The following is an 18372-nucleotide window of genomic DNA, read 5'->3' as shown; positions in this document are numbered from 1 at the left end:
AGTTGTGATCTGCGCGCCAATTCTCCGTACAGCAACGCCGACGGGGTCAGGGGTCCGATTAACTACTTGACACTGCTGTACCGGAGAGTCTCCATGGCGGGCGGGTCGGGTTGGCGTGCTGCCGGTCGGCTGATTGTCGAGGGCACGGGAAAGCTCTTACTTGAGCTCGCGGCACGATACTTCATCTATGCGAACGCGAAGATCTCGTTAATATGAAAGGAAAGCGGATGAGCTGGACGCGATTCGATGCCGCGTTATTATCGGCGACGTGGTCAAGGGCAGTAGGCTCATATTCCACCACCACGCAGAGCCTCCCTCATGTGTTCAGGTGGGCGGTCGGCAACACGGACGCCGGCGAGCGCACCGCGACCGACATCCGCAAGGCGACCGGCAACGACGCCGTCCATGTACGACGACTCGACCTCGTCGACCAGGCGTCGATCGCCGCCTTCACGAGCAACCGAGCCGCGCCGCTGCACATCCTGGTCAACAACGCCGGAGTGATGGCGCTGCCGACGCTCGATCTCACGCCGGACGGCTGGGAGGAGCAGTTCGCGGCCAACCATCTCGGCCACTTCGCGCTCGCGCTCGGCCTCCACGACGTGCTCGCGGCAGCCGACAACGCGCGCTTCGTGTCGCTGAGTTCCCACGGCCACCACGCCTCGCCGGTCGAGTTCGACGACGTCGACTTCAGCTCCCGCCCGTACGACCCGTCGCCGGCCTATGGGCAGTCGAAGACCGCCAACGTCCTCTTCGCTGTCGGAGCGACCAGCCACTGGGCAGCCGACGGGATCACCGCCGACGCCGTCCACCCCGGCGTGATCATGGACACGAACCTGTCTCGCCACATGGACCCGGAACAGGCCGCGCATCTGCGCACCCTCGCGGAGGCCGGGGAGCCCGGGGAGATCCGCGGCGCGCCGTTCCGGTTCAAGACGACCGCCCAAGGCGCCGCGACGAGCGTGCTGGTCGCGACCTCTCCCCAGGTGGAGGGCATGCGGTCGCTACTTCGAGGACTGCAACGAGGCGGGGGTACTGACACCTGAGGCAGTGGGAACCTCCTCAGGCGGCGTAGCTCCGTTCGCACTTGACCCGAACGCGGCCGAGCGCCTTCGGACGCTGTCTCTCGCCGCAGTGGGCGCGTGAGCAGAGTCCTCGAACAAGAGAGCGGCGCTGAACTCGGGGCGTCGCTGTAGGCGTCGGCTGTTTCGTTCGGGGAGCGGAGGAATCCACCGACGCCGACTCGGGCTCGGCCGGGAGCCGCCGGCCGAGCGCCGACGGGGACACCCCGCAGCTCATCGATCCGTCTGCGGGGTGCCGAACTCCCACCCACGGCCGCGCCGTTGTCACAGTCAGTGAGGTCGGCAGCCACTCCTTCGCACAAGCTCTTGGGACGTTGTCAGGTCAGGGTGAGGAGGGCTTTCTCCGATGACGTGATTATCCGTCTGGTCGGGGTGGACGCGCCGGTTCGGTCCCGCCTACGCCGCGCCCCTGGGCGGGCGCCGTCCGAGGCCGGGCGACAAACGGCATCTCGACGAGGTCTTCGTCAAGAACAACGGAGTGCAGAAGCACCTGTGGCGGGCCGTCGACCAGGACGGGAACGTGCTCGACGTCCTGCTGCGGAACCGGCGCGACGAGGCCGCGGCCAGGCGCTTCATCCGGAAACCGCTGAAGAAGACCCGGTCGGGGCCGAGGATGATCGTCACCGACGAGTTCCGCAGTGACAGCGCCGCCCACCGCACGGTGATGCCCTCGGTGGAGCACCGCTCGCACAAGGGCCCACGTCGCTCACCCTGGTGGCGCGGGCCCTGACCCGGAAGTCACCGATCGTGGCCGGGCCGTAGGTCGGTTGTGGGAAGCCGTCGCCGATCTGCCTCTCCCGCTGGCGTAATAAGGCGTCGAACCCGCGCGGTACGGCGCCCGGGATGATGGTGTCCAGGGACAACGCCTCGATGGCCCCGTTCGCCTCCGCTCCAGTGCTGTTCATCGCCGCCCGGTCCCACACGTTCGCTGCTGCGACGCTTGCTTGAGGCGCTGATGTTCAGGCCGCGTGACAGTTGTCACGGGTGCCGGTGCCGGCCTCGTGGGGTCGCTGTCGCGCACCGGTTCGCGCCGGCGGGTGCACCGGGCGCTCGTGGTCGCGCTGAGGCGGCTGCGCGGGAGACCCTCAAAGAGGGCCCGGACGGGGCGGACACGCATCCCAGGTGCGGGGATGTCCTGACCTCGCGACTGTCCGTCGAAGCGTATCGCCCACGCGGCCAATCCACCGTACTGGTCAATGGCCTGGCCGAATGTGCCATGAAAAGTGCCCCGAGAAGCACGGCACGTCGCCCCAAGCGGCCTCGCCATATCCATGACCAGTCATGGAACCTTTAGTGTCAGGCGTGCATGTACCTGATTGGGGCAGCACTTGCGTTGGCCAACGGTTGCGACTGAGTAGCCAGGTCGGCGTGAGTTCCGCTGCTCAATTGCGAGAGCCAGATCACATGGCCTGGCGGGTACCACAGAAACAGGGTGTACATGACAGCCTCGGTAGGCTACGACGGCAGTGGCGTTGCGGCGGCTTCTTTCCGGGTGCTAGGGCCGCTTGAGGTGAGAGGCGAGCGGGGTGCCGTGTATGTGGCACCGGGGCGACAGGAGATCGTTCTCGGGGCTCTGATAATGGAACTGAACCGGGTGGTGGAGACGAGCTATCTGGTGGATGTCATCTGGGCTCACGATCCGCCCAAGACCGCACGCACCCAGGTGCAGATCTGCGTCTCCCGGCTCCGCAAGGCGCTGTCGGACGGGGGAGTCGACGCCACCATCGAGACCCGCGCTCGTGGGTACATGCTGAGCGCGCCGGAGGATGCGACCGACGTCGGCAACTTCCGTCGCCTGGTATCAGAGGCGCATGCCCTGGCCCGTGATGGTCTGAAGGCGCCTGCGGTGGACACGCTCCGCCCGGCGATAGGCCTGTGGCGGGGCCGGTGCCTGGCCGGTGTACCCAGTGAAGGGCTGGCCGGCACGGCGGCGCAGTTGGACGAGAGCCGCCTGGAAGCGGTGGAGACCTGCATGCGGCTGGAGTTGGAGCTCGGCCGTCACGAGCACCTGGTCGGCGAACTGCAGCACCTTGTCGCCAACCACCCGCTGCGCGAGCGGCTGCGGGGGCATCTCATGGTGGCCTTATATCGCTCGGGCCGGCAGGCGGAGGCGCTGGACACCTACCACCAGGGCCGCGCGATGCTCACCGAGGAACTGGGCCTGGACCCGGGAAGGGAACTGCGCGACCTGGCGCAGGCAATCCTGACCCACGACGCCGACCTGGCACTCGCCGAACCGGCCGAACCGCGTTCTCTCGCGGCGACGCCGCTCTCCGAGGCGGTTCAAGAGCGCAGTGCCGAGCCCGACCCGGTCGTCACCCCAAGGCAACTTCCCGCCGACATCGGCGACCTCGTAGCCGACGACAGGATCGTTTCAGCGGTCTGCGACGCCGTCACCGAGGGGCAGGAGAAGGGGCTGCTGAACGTGGTCCTGGTGCTTGGTCGACCTGGTGTCGGCAAAAGCACGTTGGCCAGGCACGTGGCGCACCGACTCGCAACCGAGTACTTCCCGGACGGACAGCTCTACTGCGACCTCCGAGGGCCGGGCGGACAACCGGTGGGCCCCGCCCAGGCGTTGGGGCGGTTCCTCCGAGCGCTGGGCGTACCGGGCCAGGCCATACCCGATGCGCTCGACGAGCGCGCGGAGATGTACCGCAGTCTGCTGGCCGATCGCCGGATCCTGGTGTTGCTGGACGACGCGGTGAGCGAGTCGCAGGTGATGCCGCTGCTGCCCGGAACCGGCAGCAGCGGGGTGCTGGTCACCAGCCGCGGCCAGCTCACGGCGTTGCCGGGCACACGCCGGTTCGACTTGGAGCCGCTGAGCCCGGAACAGGCCATCCAGTTCCTGGGGCGGATCATCGGAGAGCACCGCGTGGAGAACGAGCGGGAGGCGGCGCGGGCCCTCATACGCTTGGTGGGAGGGTTGCCCCTCGCGCTGCGCATCATCGGCGCGCGCCTGGCCGCGCGCCCGCACTGGTCACTGACCTCCATGTGGCACCGGCTCGAGAACGAGCACCGCCGGTTGGACGAGCTGGCACACGGTGAACTGTCCATCCGGGCAAGCCTTTCGCTCAGCTACGACGGCCTGGCGGCGGCCGACCGTCGCCTGTTGTGCCTGATCAGCCTGGCCGAGGGGACGGAGATTCCGAGCTGGTTGGGTGGCGCCCTCATCGACGACCGCACACCGCACCCCGCTGACCTGCTGGAGCCGCTCATCGACATGCGGCTCCTCGACAGCACCGCCATGGACCAGGGCGGGGAGTTCCGATGCGGACTGCCGCAGATCGTACGGATGTTCGTGCACGAACGGCTGCCCGCGGAGATTCCCGAGGCAGAACGCGCCGGAGCGGTCCGGCGTATGGTCGGTGGCTGGATGGCGCTCGCGGAGAGGGCGCACAAAGAGATCTACGGCGGTGCGTACACCATCGTGGCGGGCCGGGGCGAACGGTGGCATCCGCCGGAGGAGCATGTCCGGCGATGCCTTCGCGACCCGCTCGGGTGGCTGGAGAGCGAGCAGACCAACCTTTTGAACGCGGTCGAGTTGGCGGCCCGGTCCGGGCTGGACGAGTTGTGCTGGGAGCTGGCCACGACTCTGGTGACGCTCTTCGAGGCCCGTGGCTATCCCGAGCTCTGGGAGCGCACACATCAGATAGCGCTGACCGCGGTACAGGAGGCCGGCAACGAACGGGGCCAGGCGGCGGTACTCGGCTCGTTGGGGACCCTGCACCTGTACCGGGGCGAGCATGAGGCAGCACGCCCTTACCTCAGCACCGCTTTGGAGATCTTCGAGCGGATGGGGGAGCTGAGTGGCCAAGCGCTGTGCCTGCGTGACCTGGCGCGCATCGAGCGGCACCACGGTGACGACGATCGGGCGCTGGCCCTCTACGAGATCGCCGAGCGCAACTTCGCGCGGGCGCAGGACGTCATCGGCCGGGCGTACGTGCTGGGCGAGATGGCACAGATCACGATGCGGCGAGCGGACTTCGCGCGAACCCGTTCGTATCTCGACGAGGCTCTCGGGATCTGCCGGTCAGCCGGTTTCGACCGTGGCCAAGCCCTCGCACTGCGGCGGCTGGGCCAGATGCTGATGTACGAGCAGCGGTACGAGGCGGCGGAACGGACCCTGCTCGAGGTCCTCGCCATGGTCGGGGCGAGCGGCGACCTGGTCGGAGAGGGGTATGTGCTGCACGACCTCGGCCGGGTCTATGCCCACCTGCGTCGCGTGGAACAGGCCGTCCAGTACTACTCGCAATCGGCCAGGATTCGGGAGCGGATCCTGGACCACAGCGGGGCCGCTGCCGTACGGGCCGACATCGTTGCCATCCTGGGCAGACCGATGACGTCGGTCTGCTGATACCAGGAGGCATGCTGGTCCGTCACGTCCACGGCGTGTTGCGGGGTGTTTCGTTGGTCAGCGTCACGCCGGCGGGGCGCTGCTCCACGCCGTGCTGATGTCCTGCAGAGGCCAGGGCCAACACGACGACGGCCCCCGCGGCGGCCAGTAACTTCTTGATGGACTTCTTGATGGCCATCTCGGTTCTCCTCGCTTCGCAACCCGTCCGGGCGTTTTCGCAACCCGTTTCGCAATCCGTCCGGGCGTTGCTGAAATCCAGTGTGAACCAGGTGCCCATCGCGGCCGCATGCTCGCGCTATCACCGCCTTATCCCGGCCCCGTCGCGCCGTGGATGGGCCGTGATGCCGGGCCGATAGGGCGACACCGGAGATTGGGTCCTGCCGACCTCGGCGCCCCTTCAGGGGGACGGCCCTCAAGGAGTGGTCCGAATGACCGTAGTGACCCGGGACGCGGTGACGCCCGCCGCGTTCGGCGTCCCGGAAACCGAATCGCAGCGCAGTACAAAGACCCCTGCGACAGCAGCGGTAGACCTTGTCAGCGAGTTCCCACGGAAGAGAAAGGAACCGGTGCGTGCGCTCCAGGGCCTCTCTTTGACCGTGGCTCAGGGGAAGGTGCACGGATGACGATGGACGCGGAGTTCTACTCCCGGGTGGCCGAGCGGTTCGGCGGCTACTTCAGCGATGCGCGGAGCACCGACGTATTCGCCGACGGCCGCCCGGACACCGTCTTCGATGAACTGGCGACCGCACTGGGAGCGCCGCACGCCCGACTGCTGGATGTCGGCTGCGCCGACGGGCGTAGTTTGTTGCGCATCTCTCGTGCGTACGGCGCCGTGACCGGGATAGATCTGTCGCCGTCGATGCTGGAATGCGCCGCGCGGTATCGAGCGGAGGCAGGTCTGTCGCACGTCACGTTCGAGCTGTGCGACGCCGCCCACACGGGGCTGCCCGATGGGTACGCCGATGTGGTCACTTCCCGCCGCGGTCCGCTGATCGCCGGTGAGTTCGAGCGGGTGCTGCGCCCCGGTGGGGTCGTGATGTACATGGGGATCGGGGAGCAGGACGCGCGCGAGCTGAAGGAAACGTTCGGTCGCGGCCAGAACTTCGACAGCTGGAACGGCACGCCCTTGTCGGAGGAGATTGCTCAAGAGCTCTCCGATGCAGGCTTCATCGTGACAAGAAACCAGGCGTTCCGGTTCGAGGAGTTCTACCACTCGGCGGCCGATCTCGACACTTTTCTGCACCAAGTGCCGATCGTCGACAACTACGATCCGGCGGCGGACAAGGAGGCATTCGATCGATATGTCGCCGCGGTGACCGTCGATCAGGGCGTCCGGCTGAGCCGGCATTGGTTCATCGTGCAGGCGCAGAAGCCGGCAGCCGTCGAGCCCTCCCACTCATAGGAAACGGTGCGCCATGGAGCAGGATCTCGTAGTCAACGAAATCTTCGGTCCGACCGTCCAGGGCGAGGGCCGGTCCCTCGGACGCAGGTGCGCGTTCCTGCGACTCGGCGGGTGCAACCTGTCGTGCTCGTGGTGCGATACGCCATACACGTGGGACTGGACCGGAGCCGGTGAGAGCGGGGTCGCCCACGATCCGCGCAAGGAGCTGCACCGTCGCCCGGTCGATGATGTCCTCGCGGAGTTGCTCGCATTCGACACCGAGCTGATCGTCATTTCCGGCGGTGAGCCCCTGGGTCAGCAAGAGCGACTGATTCCTCTGGTGACAGCACTGACCGGACGCGGTAAAGAGATCGAGATCGAGACCAACGGGACGCACGCCGCGCACCCCGAACTCATCGCCGCCGGCGTCAGGTTCAACGTCTCGCCGAAGCTGTCGCACTCGGGCGACGCCCTGCAGCGCAGGATCGTCCCTGCCGCACTCGCCAGTCTTTCGGCACTTCCGGGTAGCACGTTCAAGTTCGTCTGCCAGAACACCCGAGATCTCGACGAAGTGGCCCAGCTGGTTGCCACCTTCGACCTGCCCTCGGTATGGATCATGCCGATCGGGCGTACGGCCGACGATGTCACAAAACACATGAGCGAGTTGGCCGACGCGGTGGTAAAGCGCGGCTGGAATCTGACGACCAGGTTGCACACCTTGTTGTGGGACGAAAAACGCGGCGTGTGAACAACGGCACACGCAAAGAAGAACGGAACTCGGATCGATGACATTTCGAATCTCGAAGAAATTTGAATTCTCGGCCAGTCATCAGCTCACCGGCCTTGCTCCTGAGCACCAATGTGCCCGAATGCACGGGCACAACTACGTGATCGAGTTGGAGCTCGGAGCCGACGACAAGGATCTGTCGCCCGTGGGCTTCGTTCGAGACTACGGAGAATTGTCCGCGTTCAAGGTGTGGCTCGACAATCATCTTGATCATCGGCATCTGAACGATGTGATGGACGAAAATCCGACGGCTGAGAACATGGCAGCGTGGGTCTACAAGACCTGGTCGATGGAGTTCCCCGAATTGACCTGCGTTCGTATCTCAGAAACTCCCAAGACCTGGGCCGAGTACCGGCCGTGAGGTCAGTAACTCCGAAGCCCGAACGAAAGGTGACCGCATGTCGGTGACAGAATTGGACCTCGATGGTGACTCGGCGGCGTCGAGGACGACCGAGGACCCACTGGTCGAGATCGCCCGCCAACTGTTGGCGGAGATCGGCGAGGACCCGAATCGCGACGGACTGCGCGACACACCTGCGCGGTTCGCTCGCTGGTGGCGAGAGTTCATCAACTACGACCCGGGTTCGCTGGGCACGCTTTTCGAGTCCATCGGCACGAGCCAGCTCGTGGTCGTCTCAGACATTCAGGTCTGGTCGCTGTGCGAGCATCACCTCCTGCCGTTCAACTGCTCCGTGACGATCGCGTACCGCCCGACGGGGCAACTGCTCGGCTTGTCGAAGTTCGCCAGGGTCGCCCATCAGTACGCGCACAGGCTGCAGGTCCAGGAGCGCCTCGTGGACCAGATCGCGCTCGAGATCAGCACCCTGAGCGGCACCCCGGACGTCGCGGTCATAGCGAAGGGCGAGCACCTTTGCATGTCGATGCGCGGCATCAAGGCTGCCGCGCAGATGACATCGACCGCATATCGCGGGGAGTTCAGCACGGACTCCGGGCTCCGGGCCGAGCTGTTCGACTTGCTCCGGGCGTGACGAGCCATTCGACCCCGAAAGTGAAAGCAGTGAGCGATCCAGGTGGTGCGGCGACGGGATCGCACGGCTCGGGAGCGCTGCAGGGCCATCGCGAACTCCTGGCCCTGCCAGGTGCCCGCGGGACCGTCGCGGTCTTGCCGCGGTCGAAGTACCCCGCCGCGATGTTCTCGATCGCTGTCCTCCTGTTCGCGTCGCCCGGGTACTCCGCGTCCGGCGCGGCGCTCGGGACGTGCGCGATGCCGCTCACGAGCGCGATCTCCGGACCGCTGCGGGGCGGACTGGTCGATCGCGGCCGACGGAGTCGAGTGCTTGGGCGCTGCCTGGCCGGCTATCTCGCCGGTATGACAGGCCTGGTTCTCGTCGTGTTGCTCGGATCGCGCGGTCGCGCGATCGCTGGATCATCGGCCGTGCCCGACGCGGACGGCCGATGGCAAAGCATCCCGGCGGGGTTGTACTGGATTCTTGTCCGGCAGGACTGTCGACCGCCGGCATCGTCGCAGCGATGGGTTCTGGAGCTCTTACGCCCGCGATCCGCATGCGTATCACCACGCCGTGGCTACTCGCGGCATTCCTTGTCGGAACGGCCGTGGCCCCAACGGCTACGTCCTGGTCTCCCCTTGCTGCTCTTGTCGTCTGCGCTGCGCTCGTCGTCTGCCCGCTCGCAGGCGCTGTGATCGGTGCGATCTTCTCGGCTCTGTTCCTTGCCGTCGGTGCATCCCGCACCGACCGGACGCGTCAACGAGATCCAGAGCCGGGGCACGAGCGCCGTCCCCGCCGGCTTCGCCGTCGGGACATCCTCCGGCGCATCGATCACCTCCGTACTGGGCCCACTTGCTCGCCGTGCCGGTGATCGTGACAGCTATCGGCTGCATCCGCATCGGAGAGCTCGGAGAGCTCGGAGAGCCACGAACCGAGGCCGTTCTCTTCGACACACATACGAATCCGGTCCGGTCGACATGAAAGGACAACGATGAACGTAGATGATTCTTCGACGCCTGCGGAAGCGGTTCGGCTGCTCCCCGTGCTGGACGCCGACCGGCTGGTGGCCGACCTCATGACCGCGCGCGACCACCTGTGGGACGAGCAGAGCTCGTACGAGAACGGGCGAGTGTCCAGGTGGGCCGAACAGGACTGGCGCTGCCTCTCGGTGCGCAGCCCCGGTGGTGACAAGACACGTACCGACCCAGGGGGCCCTGGCAGTGCGGAGTTCGCCGACACCGAGTGGCTGGACCACATGCCGTACGTGCGGGAGGTCCTGCGCTCGATTCCCGGACCCCTCTACGCGGCCCGATTCATGGATCTCGGACCCGGCGTCGTCGGATACCGCCATTCCGATCCCAAGTTCGCCCCGGACTGGGGTATGGCCCGGCTGCACATCCCGGTCATCACCCACGAGGAAGCCTCGCTGGACCTTGACGGGGGGATTCATCGCTGGCAGCCCGGTGAGTTCTGGTTCGGCGACTTCAGCCGCAAGCACCAGATCCAGAACCTCGGTCCCGAGCATCGGGTGCATCTCGTCGTGGACGTGCTCGTCACACCGGAGCTCGCACAGCTGTTCCCGGCTGACTGGGCCGACTACTTCAACGGCTCGGATGTGCTCTACAACCGTCCGGCCGTGGCCACGACCGACCGAGAGCGGGAAGCTGCGCGGTGTTCGTTCGACGCGCCGGCGCACCTGCTGGAGATAGAGGTGTTCGGGTCGCTCACCGGCCCGCAGCCGCAGGCCACCTTCAGCATCGTCGACACCGGCACGGGCCTTGCCATGCGATCTCCCCAGGACCACCTCTTCCCGCTGGTGGCCCTCGGCGGACACGAGTACCGCTTGGTCGGGTGGAGCGAGGAGCGAACCGTCACCACGAGGCTGGACGGTCCGCGGCCCGAAGTCGAACTGACCTACCGCAAGGGCCACCGATCGACCCAGCTGCTCGTCCCGGCCACGCCGGCGTCGTGACGGACGCCCGCACGTCCGCCGCTGTTTCGGCGCACAGCACACCGGGGCCCTGATCCCCAAGTACTGATCCTCCCTCCATTTCCGTCTGCCGGAAGGCGGCGCATGCCGAAAACTGTCGCAATCGTGTCCGGTGGCCTGGACTCGGTCACCATGGCCTACCACCTCCAGGCGCAAGGACACACACTCCACCTGTTGTCCGTGAACTACGGCCAACGTCATCTCGTCGAGCATGAGTTCGCCGTGAAGGCGGCTCGATCGCTCGGGGTGCCGCACGACGTCGTCGATCTCAGCCCCGTCGGCAAGCTCCTGAGCGGCTCCTCGCTCACCGACCCGACCGTTGACGTGCCGGATCACAAGAGCGGGTCGTCCGGCGAGAGCCCGAACGTCGTGCCCAACCGCAATGCCCTTCTGCTGTCCGTCGCCTTCGCGGTCGCCGTGGCCGAGAAGGCGGAAGCGGTGGCCGTCGGGGTGGTCGACGACCTGCAGGCCGCGCCCGACAGCAATGCCGCGTTCATCGATTCCTTCCTCGCCATGGAGCGGATCGCGACCCGCGGATACGCGCACCCCGACCTGACCCTGACAGCGCCGCTGGTCAGGCTGCGCAAGAGCGACGTGGTGTCGCTCGGTGAGGAACTCGGCGTCCCCTGGACCGAGACCTGGAGCTGCTTTCGCGGCGATGCGCTCCAGTGCGGACGGTGCGCCGCCTGCAGGGAGCGGCAGGAAGCATTCCGGGACGCCGGCGTGACCGACCCGACGACCTACCAGACCAGCGATTCGAAGGAGCTGCGATGACCGACCCCTTTCCCGTGCTCGACCTCCGTGACGCCGCCGGTTCGGAAGAAGCCCGGGCAGAGTTCCTGAACCGGTTGCGCAAGGCCGTGCACGAGATCGGCTTCTTCCAGCTCGTCGGCCACGGCGTCGAGGACGCCGACGACATGCTCGAGCTCACCCGCCGGTTCTTCGCCCTGCCCGAGGCCGATCGGCTCGCGCTGAACATCCTTGACTCGCCGCTGTTCCGCGGCTACTCCGAACTCGGCCGCGAACACACCCGGGGTGTGCCCGACCAGCGCCGGCAACTGGATATCGGGCCGGAGCAGCCCGAGCGGCAGCCCGAGCCCGGCGATCCCGCCTACCGGTGCCTGATCGGCCGGAACCAGTGGCCCGCGGCGATGCCCGAGCTGCGCCCGGCCATCGAGTCATGGATCACCCGGCTGACCGATCTGTCACATCGACTGCTGCGGCTGCTGCTCGAGTCGCTCGACGCCCCCGCCGGGTTCCTGGACGATGTGGTCGATCCGGATCCGCAGATCCACCTCAAACTCCTGCACTACCCCGGTCCCGCGCAGGCGAGCGAGGACGTGGGCGAGGGCCAGGGGACCGGCATTCACAACGACCTCGGGCTGCTCACCCTGCTCGTCCAGGACGGCAACGGCGGCCTCCAGGTCGCGGTCGAGGACGGCAAGTTCGCCGATGTGCCGGTGATCCCGGGGGCGTTCGTGGTCAATCTGGGAGAGCTGCTGGAGGTGGCGACGAGGGGCTACGTGCGTGCCACCCTCCACCGGGTGGTCCGGCCCGCCCCGGGGGTCAACCGTTACTCCATTCCCTTCTTCTACAACCCTCGGCTGGACGCCACGATGCAGCCATTGCCCAGCCCATACGTCGAGGGCGCCGGCGGAGTCATCGACGTCGCCGGCAACCCGTTGTTCGCCCTCTACGGCGACAACGTCATGAAAGGGCTGATCCGCTCCTTCCCCGACATCGTTGCCCGACACCACCCGAGCCTGGCCGCGGGTGCCGGGTCCAGGAGTTCCTGACACCGGGCGGCCGAGCACATCCTCACCGCCCGGCCCGAGTGGTCGGGCCTGGCGGTGGCGTCGCTGGCCGGTCTGACGGGGACCGAACGAACATGAGGCAGGGCGAATTTCATGAGAATCAACCTTCTCGGGCCGCTCCAGGCCTACGGGGACGATCACCGCGTCGACCTGGCGCCGGCCGCCCAGAAAGTACGTCAGACACTGGCACTGCTCGTGCTGAACGCGGGCCGGGTGGTGCGCTTCGAGCAACTCATGGACGAGCTGTGGGACGCCGACCCGCCGACCAGCGCGCACACCGCTCTGCAGACGTATGTGTACCAGCTCAGGAAGCGGTTCTCCCTCGGCAATCCGAGGAGCGGCGGCGCGGTACGGGCGGCCGGCCCGCTGCTGGGCACGGTCGACGGCGGCTACCAGCTGTCGCTGCCGGCCGACCACGTGGACGTCTTCCGGTGCGAGCCGCTGCTCGCCCGTGCCCGCGCGGAGTTCCGTGACGAGGACTTCGCACGGGCCCGTGACACGGCCGCCGCGGCGCTGCAGCTGTGGCGGGACGATGCCCTGGTGGACGTGCGCAAGGGGCCCGCGCTGCAGGCCGAGGCGGTCCGCCTGAAGGAGTTGCGTACGAGCGCACACCACCTGCGGATCGAAGCCGACCTCCACCTCGGCCGACACCACGAGGTGCTCGGCGAACTCACCTCGATGGCCGGGCGGGAACCCACGAACGAGTGGGCCCAGCGCAATCTGATGACGGCTCTCTACCGCATGGACCGGCGGGTGGAGGCGCTCCAGGTCTACCAGCGGGCACGCGAGCGGATAGCCACCGAGCTGGGTCTCGACCCTTCCCCCGAACTCCAGGCCCTGCACACGGCCATGCTCATGTCGGACGAGGAACTGCTGCGCCCCGCCGGGCGGCTCACGGCCGTGACCGCCGCCACCCGGGCGCCCTGCCATCTGCCCGCCCCGCGCGAACGTCTGACCGGACGCGCCGACCAACTGGCGCGCCTCACCGGGGTGCTGGCCGGCCGGGCGCGGACGGAGCGGCCACTCGTGATCGTGGGGGGCGCTCCCGGCACGGGGAAGAGCGAGCTGTGCCTGCACGCCGCGCATCAGGTGAGCGGTCACTACCCGGACGGACGGCTCTACGCGCGCCTGCGCGACGGCGCCGGCCGGCGGGTGCGGCCCGCCGAGATCCTCCGCTCGTTCCTGCGCGGACTCGGCGCGACGGAGGAGCAGTTGCGACTGGGCACGACCGACCTGAGCCTGCTGTTCCGTAGCTGGACCGCCGACCTACGCGTCCTGGTGGTGCTCGACGACGTGTGCGACGTACGGGACTTGACGCCGCTGCTGCCGTCCGGCGGCGGCTGCGGCGTGGTGATCGGCAGCCGACGGCGGCTGTTCGTGTCATCGTCGGCGGTCCACGTCGAACTGGCGGGACTGCCCTTCGACGACTGTCTGCACCTGCTGGCATCCTCCGTGCCGAGCCACCGGGCCACCATGGACCCGGAGGGGCTGCGACGGCTGGCCGGGTTGTGCCGGGGGCTGCCGGGCGCGCTCTTCGCGGTCGCTTCGCAGTTGCGCCGCCGCCCGCACTGGACGGCCCGGCAGGCCACTGCCTGGGTCCTCGCGTCCGGCGGCGCCGACAGCGATCCGCTGGGCGTGCGGGCCGGATTGGACCGGACGCTCGCGACGCTGCCCGCCGAGTCGCGGTCCCTGGCGTACGCGCTGTTGTCTCCCGGCGTCCCCGATCGGCTCACGCCGGCGCTTGCCGCCGCGGCCCTGGGGATCAGCGATCAGCAGGCCGAGGACCTGCTGGAGGAACTGTCGGAGAGCTACCTGCTGCGCGCGCAGCACCCGTGCGTGAACGGCCGGTTCTCCTACGAATGGGAGCCTGGGATACGCCCGTTCGCGGCGCGGCAGAGCAACGCGCCGGTCATGTGCTCCGCCTGACGGTCACGGCTCCAGGCCTGACGATCACGGCTCCAGGACGACCTTGCCCGCCGTATCGCCCGTCTCCAGCGGGTGGTGCGCGGCGGCCGCTCCAGCGAGTCGACGTCGAACGCCCAGCTCAGAGGCGAAGCTTTCAGCAGTGGGGACACCGATCACCGGGGTGATCTCACGCAGGACCGTACCGGCCGGCGCGCCTTGCCCGAACCCGCCCAAGCAACCGAACCTTGGAGAACCGTCATGCCACAGCGCCCGAAACTCGTCCTCGCCGGTCAATTGTCCACATTTCCCTGGGTGTTCGAGGCCGCCGAGCGGGCCGGTATCGACCTGATCCTCATCCCCAGGGGGGACGACACCACTGAGGCCGCCGGGCGGGCCAAAGCGGTGGTCGAACTGCTGCCACTGGACATCGACGCAAACCCGGACGGTGCGTTGTCCGCGCTCGCCGACCGCTACCGGCGGGAGCCCTTCGGCGGCATCATGTCGGGCAACGAAAGGGTCATACCGTTCGTGGCGCGCGCCGCTCGGGAGCTGGGCCTCACCGGGCTGACCGAGGAGGCGGCGGCCGTGGTGCGCGACAAGCGCAGCATGCGCCAACGCCTGCTGGAAGCGGGTCTGGGCGTGCCCGGCTTCGTGGTCATCAAGGATCCGGACAGCTGGACCGACGCGCTGACCTTGCGGTTCCCCGTCGTGGTCAAACCAGCGAACGGCCACTCCAGCTTCGGTGTGATCCGTGCGGACGACAGGGACAGCCTGGAGCAGGCCGTGGCCCGCACCTGGAAGCTCGTCGAAACCCACCTGGGCGCCGCCGACGGATCGGACTCAGAAAACGGATCGGACTCAGAAACCAGTGTGCTGGTCGAGGAGTACCTGGACGGGCCGGAGATCTCCGCCGAATCCCTCGTGTACCGCGGGCAGGCACGGGTCTGTGCCATCAGCTGGAAGGGGGAATTGACGGGGCCCTACTTCGAGGAGACCACGTTGCGGGCCCCCGCCCAACTGCCCGCCGAGATACTCGCCGCGATCGAGGCGGAGGTGATCGGTGCCCACCACGCCTTCGGCGTCACGGAAGGCACCACGCACACCGAACTGCGGCTGGTCGGCGGGGTGCGGCCGGTGCTGCTGGAGATGACCGCGCGCCTCGGCGGCGGGGGCAATATGCACCACCTCGTCCACGTCAGCAGCGGGATCGACCTGGCCGCCGAGGCGCTGCGCATCCACCTCGGCCGGGAGCCGCTCTGCTGGCGTGAGGAGCCGGCACCGGCCGGCCACGCGGCGGCCTATCTGGTGCCGATCGGCAGCGGCGGACGGGTCAAGCGGATACGCGGCCTGGACGCGGTGCGTACCGACCCGCAGGTGGACTACGTCGTGCAGACCGCGGGCCCCGGCGCACAGCTGCTTCCCTACCCGGACTGGTCCGGAAACCCGGCGGTCGTGCTCTCCCACCACAAGTCGGATGCGGAGGCCGTGGCTTACCTCGACCACCTCGCCCGGACGCTGCACGTCGAGTACGAGGAGCAGGACTGAGCACACGCCACGACACACAACGCCTCTGGCGATCTACCTGACCACCGAACGTGGCTTCTCGGCACGGCCCGCTCCGAGGGCCTGGTGCTCACGGGCATCCTGTGGTGGGCGTTGAGCTGCTTGAGGGCCTTTGGACGGGGTGCCGGCCGGGAGCGTGTCCGCCGGACGGCAGGCGTTCCATGCGACCCAGCGGCACGTCAGAACTCAAGTCAGGGGAGTCCTGGGGATTCCCTGGTGCCGAGATCCGGTCAGGATGCCCGCCCCGGCCGCCGCCAGGCGTGAGTGCAGCCGGCAGCGGGGCGTGCGACGTCACTTCGATCTTGTCGAACATCCGGTACAGGTGGCCGGACACCGTTCGTACTGAAATGTGCAGTCGATCGGCGATCTCTCGGGTGATCAGACCCGAGACGGCCAATTCGGCGACCGTCGTCACCGGGCGTGACCGGACCATCGGTCGCATCCGACATCAACCGCATCCGACATCAACTGCACCCGGCCCGGCCGGAAACGCCGGCCCCGCCGGGACACCCGTGCAGAGGGGAAACACCATGACCGACATCATCAGCAGCACGCCGACCACCGGACAGCAGCTCCGTGACGGCGTGCCCACCTTCTCGGAGCAGGTCCGCCGCACCGGCTTCGTCGTCATGCGCAAGCAGGAGCTCGCCGGGCTGATCAGCGACGCCGACCTCGAGGAACTCCGCGGCGCCTGGGAGAATCTGCCGGTCGACACTCAGGTCGACGGCGTCGACGTCTACCGCGAGCGCCGCTACGGTCGGCTGCGCGTCGACGTCGACGGTGACACCGTCACCTTCGAGGTCCTGCCCAACGCCGTCTTCCGCCAGGACTCCATCCCGCTCTGGCAGGGCAAGGACCGGGTCTTCGAGCCGGTCGCCGAGGACGTCCTGCTCAGCGCCGGTTTGCGCGCCCTGGTCGGTTTCGACGCCCGGATGGCGACCGCGGTCAACGGCAACACCTCGTGGAAGGTCGGGGTTCACCTGGTCCGCGTCGTCGCCCGCGCCGGCGCCGATGGCCTGCCCACCCCCGAGGGTCGCCACCGCGACGGCCATTCCTGCGTCGGCTTGCACCTGATGCGCCGCGACGGCGTCACCGGCGGCCTGTCCACCGTCCACCCCAACGACGGCAGCGACATCGTGCAGACCACCCTGCTCCAGCCGCTCGACTCCATATTCTTCGACGACAACATGATCACCCACGAGGTCTCGCCGACCGTCTCCGAGGGCGCCTCGGGCGTGCGTGACATGCTCCAGATCGACTTCAACCCGGTGACCTGAGCCCAAGGACCGGGCGAACGAGGCGGAGCTGCCGCACGCCATGGTGCGCATCCCGTCGGTGCCGGGCTCCGAGTGCGCCCTCACCGGCTTTCTGGCCTGACGTATGTCCGCACTCGGCTTCCGGACCTCGATCGACGGGGCCGGCAACCTGCGCGGCGAGGCCGGCGGCCCGGACGGACCCGAGCTCCTGCTGCTCGGCCACGCCGACACCGTGCCGGGCGGGCCGACGGTGCGGCTCGCCGACGGCGTCCAGCACGGCCGGGGCCGCGGTCGACGCCAAGGGCTCGCGGGCGGCCATGATCTGCGCGGCCGCGCGGTTCGCCCGATCCGACCCGCAGGCCCGCGTCGTCGTGGTCGGCGCCGTCGACGAGGAACGCCACTCGGCGGGCTCCCGCTACCTGGTCGACCGGATGCGGCCGGACGCCGTGATGATCGGGGAACCCGGCGGCTCGTCCTGCGTGGGCGTCGGCCACAAGGGCAACCTGCGCTTCAGCGTCGGCGTCAGCGTGTCCGCGGCGCACACCAGCTCACCCGCCGCGGGCGCGGTCGAGGTCGCCGCCGAGCCGTGGGCCACCGCCCAGGAGCGCTTCGCACGCTGGAACTTGCGGCACGGCGGCCCGGCCCTGTTCGACCAGGCGGTCGACGTCGAAGCTGACGGGCAGCTGGCAGGCCACCTCGACGATGGCCTCGTGGATGTCGCCGCCGAGGCGGACCAGCGAGGGCAGTTCCTGCGCGAGCTGCCCACCGGCGAGCACCGGGTCACGGTGTCGGAGCACATGCCGGCGGTGCGCTCGGTGCGTACCGACCGTGGTCCGCGCGCTGAGCGCCGCGATCCGCGAGAACGGCGCACGGCCGGTGCCCAAGCTCAAGCTGGGCACCGCCGATCGGATCGTGGTCGGCCTCGCCTGGGGCGTACCGAATTCCGGGCCGCCGTCGACGTGCCGGCCTCGCCGCTGCCGCGGCAGGCCTCGGCGGTAAGCGAGCCCGCCCTGGGCGAGTTCGCCCGCGCCGAACCCGCCCGCGCCAGCGGCCCGGGCAGAACTGGAGGCACCTCGTGCCCCCGGCCGACCACAAGCGGCCGCCGGCCGTCCTCACCTCGCGGATCCGCCTGGAGGAGCGGCCGATCCTGCGGGAACTGACCCGCCGCGAGGTCGACTTCGAACAGGTCGACACGCGGCACCTCGTGCTGCCCCTGGACGGCCCGCTCGAAGTGGACGATGAACAGCCCTTCTCCTTTCTCCGACAGGTCTT

At 68.3% G+C, this 18372-nt stretch carries 16 protein-coding genes and 2 pseudogenes; 16 read left to right on the top strand and 2 right to left on the bottom strand.

Features of this window, described 5'->3' with window-relative positions; genetic code table 11:
• Positions 1-320: 320 nt before the first annotated feature.
• From AQJ27_RS36860 to AQJ27_RS36850, 3 genes and pseudogenes are all read left to right on the top strand, one after another.
• On the top strand, positions 321-1046 hold the full coding sequence (locus AQJ27_RS36860; protein WP_067378607.1) for an SDR family NAD(P)-dependent oxidoreductase: 726 nt from the start codon (positions 321-323) through the stop codon (positions 1044-1046).
• 409 nt (positions 1047-1455) lie between these two features.
• Positions 1456-1779, top strand: a pseudogene (locus AQJ27_RS36855) (DDE-type integrase/transposase/recombinase); the annotation flags it as partial.
• Between the two features lie 741 nt (positions 1780-2520).
• The gene (locus AQJ27_RS36850; RefSeq protein WP_067379103.1) at positions 2521-5436 is read left to right on the top strand and encodes an AfsR/SARP family transcriptional regulator; all 2916 of its coding nucleotides are present in this window, start codon (positions 2521-2523) and stop codon (positions 5434-5436) included.
• Between the two features lie 22 nt (positions 5437-5458).
• Here the strand turns inward: AQJ27_RS36850 and AQJ27_RS56635 are convergent, their stop codons facing one another.
• Positions 5459-5614: a hypothetical protein gene (locus AQJ27_RS56635; protein WP_159064475.1), complete on the bottom strand. Its 156-nt coding sequence runs from the start codon at positions 5612-5614 to the stop codon at positions 5459-5461.
• Between the two features lie 250 nt (positions 5615-5864).
• Here AQJ27_RS56635 and AQJ27_RS56630 point away from each other — a divergent pair, with 250 nt between their 5' ends.
• From AQJ27_RS56630 to AQJ27_RS36805, 10 genes are all read left to right on the top strand, one after another.
• Entirely contained in the window at positions 5865-6059 is a 195-nt protein-coding gene (locus AQJ27_RS56630) for a hypothetical protein (RefSeq protein ID WP_159064474.1), read from the top strand.
• On the top strand, positions 6056-6838 hold the full coding sequence (locus tag AQJ27_RS36845; protein WP_067378603.1) for a class I SAM-dependent methyltransferase: 783 nt from the start codon (positions 6056-6058) through the stop codon (positions 6836-6838). Before AQJ27_RS56630 ends, AQJ27_RS36845 begins: the two co-directional genes overlap by 4 nt.
• 13 nt (positions 6839-6851) lie before the next feature.
• Positions 6852-7565 carry a 7-carboxy-7-deazaguanine synthase QueE gene (locus AQJ27_RS36840; protein ID WP_067378600.1) on the top strand — a complete coding sequence of 238 codons (714 nt, stop codon included), beginning with the start codon at positions 6852-6854 and terminating at the stop codon, positions 7563-7565.
• A gap of 37 nt (positions 7566-7602) precedes the next feature.
• A complete protein-coding gene (locus AQJ27_RS36835) occupies positions 7603-7965 on the top strand; it encodes a 6-pyruvoyl trahydropterin synthase family protein (RefSeq protein WP_067378598.1) in 363 nt (120 codons plus the stop codon).
• 37 nt (positions 7966-8002) lie between these two features.
• Positions 8003-8593, top strand: coding sequence for a GTP cyclohydrolase I (gene folE / locus AQJ27_RS36830; RefSeq protein WP_067378596.1), 591 nt, complete (start codon positions 8003-8005; stop codon positions 8591-8593).
• A 970-nt stretch (positions 8594-9563) separates the two neighbouring features.
• Positions 9564-10544 carry an aspartyl/asparaginyl beta-hydroxylase domain-containing protein gene (locus AQJ27_RS36825; RefSeq protein ID WP_067378593.1) on the top strand — a complete coding sequence of 327 codons (981 nt, stop codon included), beginning with the start codon at positions 9564-9566 and terminating at the stop codon, positions 10542-10544.
• Between the two features lie 102 nt (positions 10545-10646).
• Positions 10647-11336 (top strand): 7-cyano-7-deazaguanine synthase, encoded by a 690-nt coding sequence (locus AQJ27_RS36820; protein ID WP_067378590.1) that lies wholly within the window; start codon positions 10647-10649, stop codon positions 11334-11336.
• Positions 11333-12358, top strand: a complete 1026-nt coding sequence (locus AQJ27_RS36815) for an isopenicillin N synthase family dioxygenase (RefSeq protein ID WP_067378588.1) — start codon at positions 11333-11335, stop codon at positions 12356-12358. Before AQJ27_RS36820 ends, AQJ27_RS36815 begins: the two co-directional genes overlap by 4 nt.
• Positions 12359-12469: 111 nt before the next feature.
• On the top strand, positions 12470-14302 hold the full coding sequence (locus AQJ27_RS36810) for an AfsR/SARP family transcriptional regulator (RefSeq protein WP_067378585.1): 1833 nt from the start codon (positions 12470-12472) through the stop codon (positions 14300-14302).
• Positions 14303-14539: 237 nt separating this feature from the next.
• Complete coding sequence (locus tag AQJ27_RS36805) at positions 14540-15826, top strand: ATP-grasp domain-containing protein (protein ID WP_067378583.1); 1287 nt, start codon at positions 14540-14542, stop codon at positions 15824-15826.
• 88 nt (positions 15827-15914) lie between these two features.
• Here the strand turns inward: AQJ27_RS36805 and AQJ27_RS60930 are convergent, their stop codons facing one another.
• Entirely contained in the window at positions 15915-16277 is a 363-nt protein-coding gene (locus tag AQJ27_RS60930; RefSeq protein WP_425275253.1) for a response regulator transcription factor, read from the bottom strand.
• Positions 16278-16374: 97 nt separating this feature from the next.
• Between AQJ27_RS60930 and AQJ27_RS36800 the strand changes: the two genes are divergently transcribed.
• From AQJ27_RS36800 to AQJ27_RS57530, 3 genes and pseudogenes are all read left to right on the top strand, one after another.
• A complete protein-coding gene (locus AQJ27_RS36800; protein WP_067378579.1) occupies positions 16375-17121 on the top strand; it encodes a 2OG-Fe dioxygenase family protein in 747 nt (248 codons plus the stop codon).
• Positions 17122-17417: 296 nt separating this feature from the next.
• A complete protein-coding gene (locus AQJ27_RS60925) occupies positions 17418-18260 on the top strand; it encodes a M20/M25/M40 family metallo-hydrolase (RefSeq protein ID WP_079065515.1) in 843 nt (280 codons plus the stop codon).
• Positions 18176-18372, top strand: a pseudogene (locus AQJ27_RS57530) (hypothetical protein); the annotation flags it as partial. The gene AQJ27_RS60925 and the pseudogene AQJ27_RS57530, both read left to right, overlap by 85 nt.

Source organism: Streptomyces olivochromogenes, assembly GCF_001514115.1.
Lineage (GTDB): Bacteria > Actinomycetota > Actinomycetes > Streptomycetales > Streptomycetaceae > Streptomyces > Streptomyces olivochromogenes.
The sequence above is the reverse complement of the archived record's forward strand: the minus strand, read 5'-3'. Positions and strand labels throughout refer to the sequence as shown.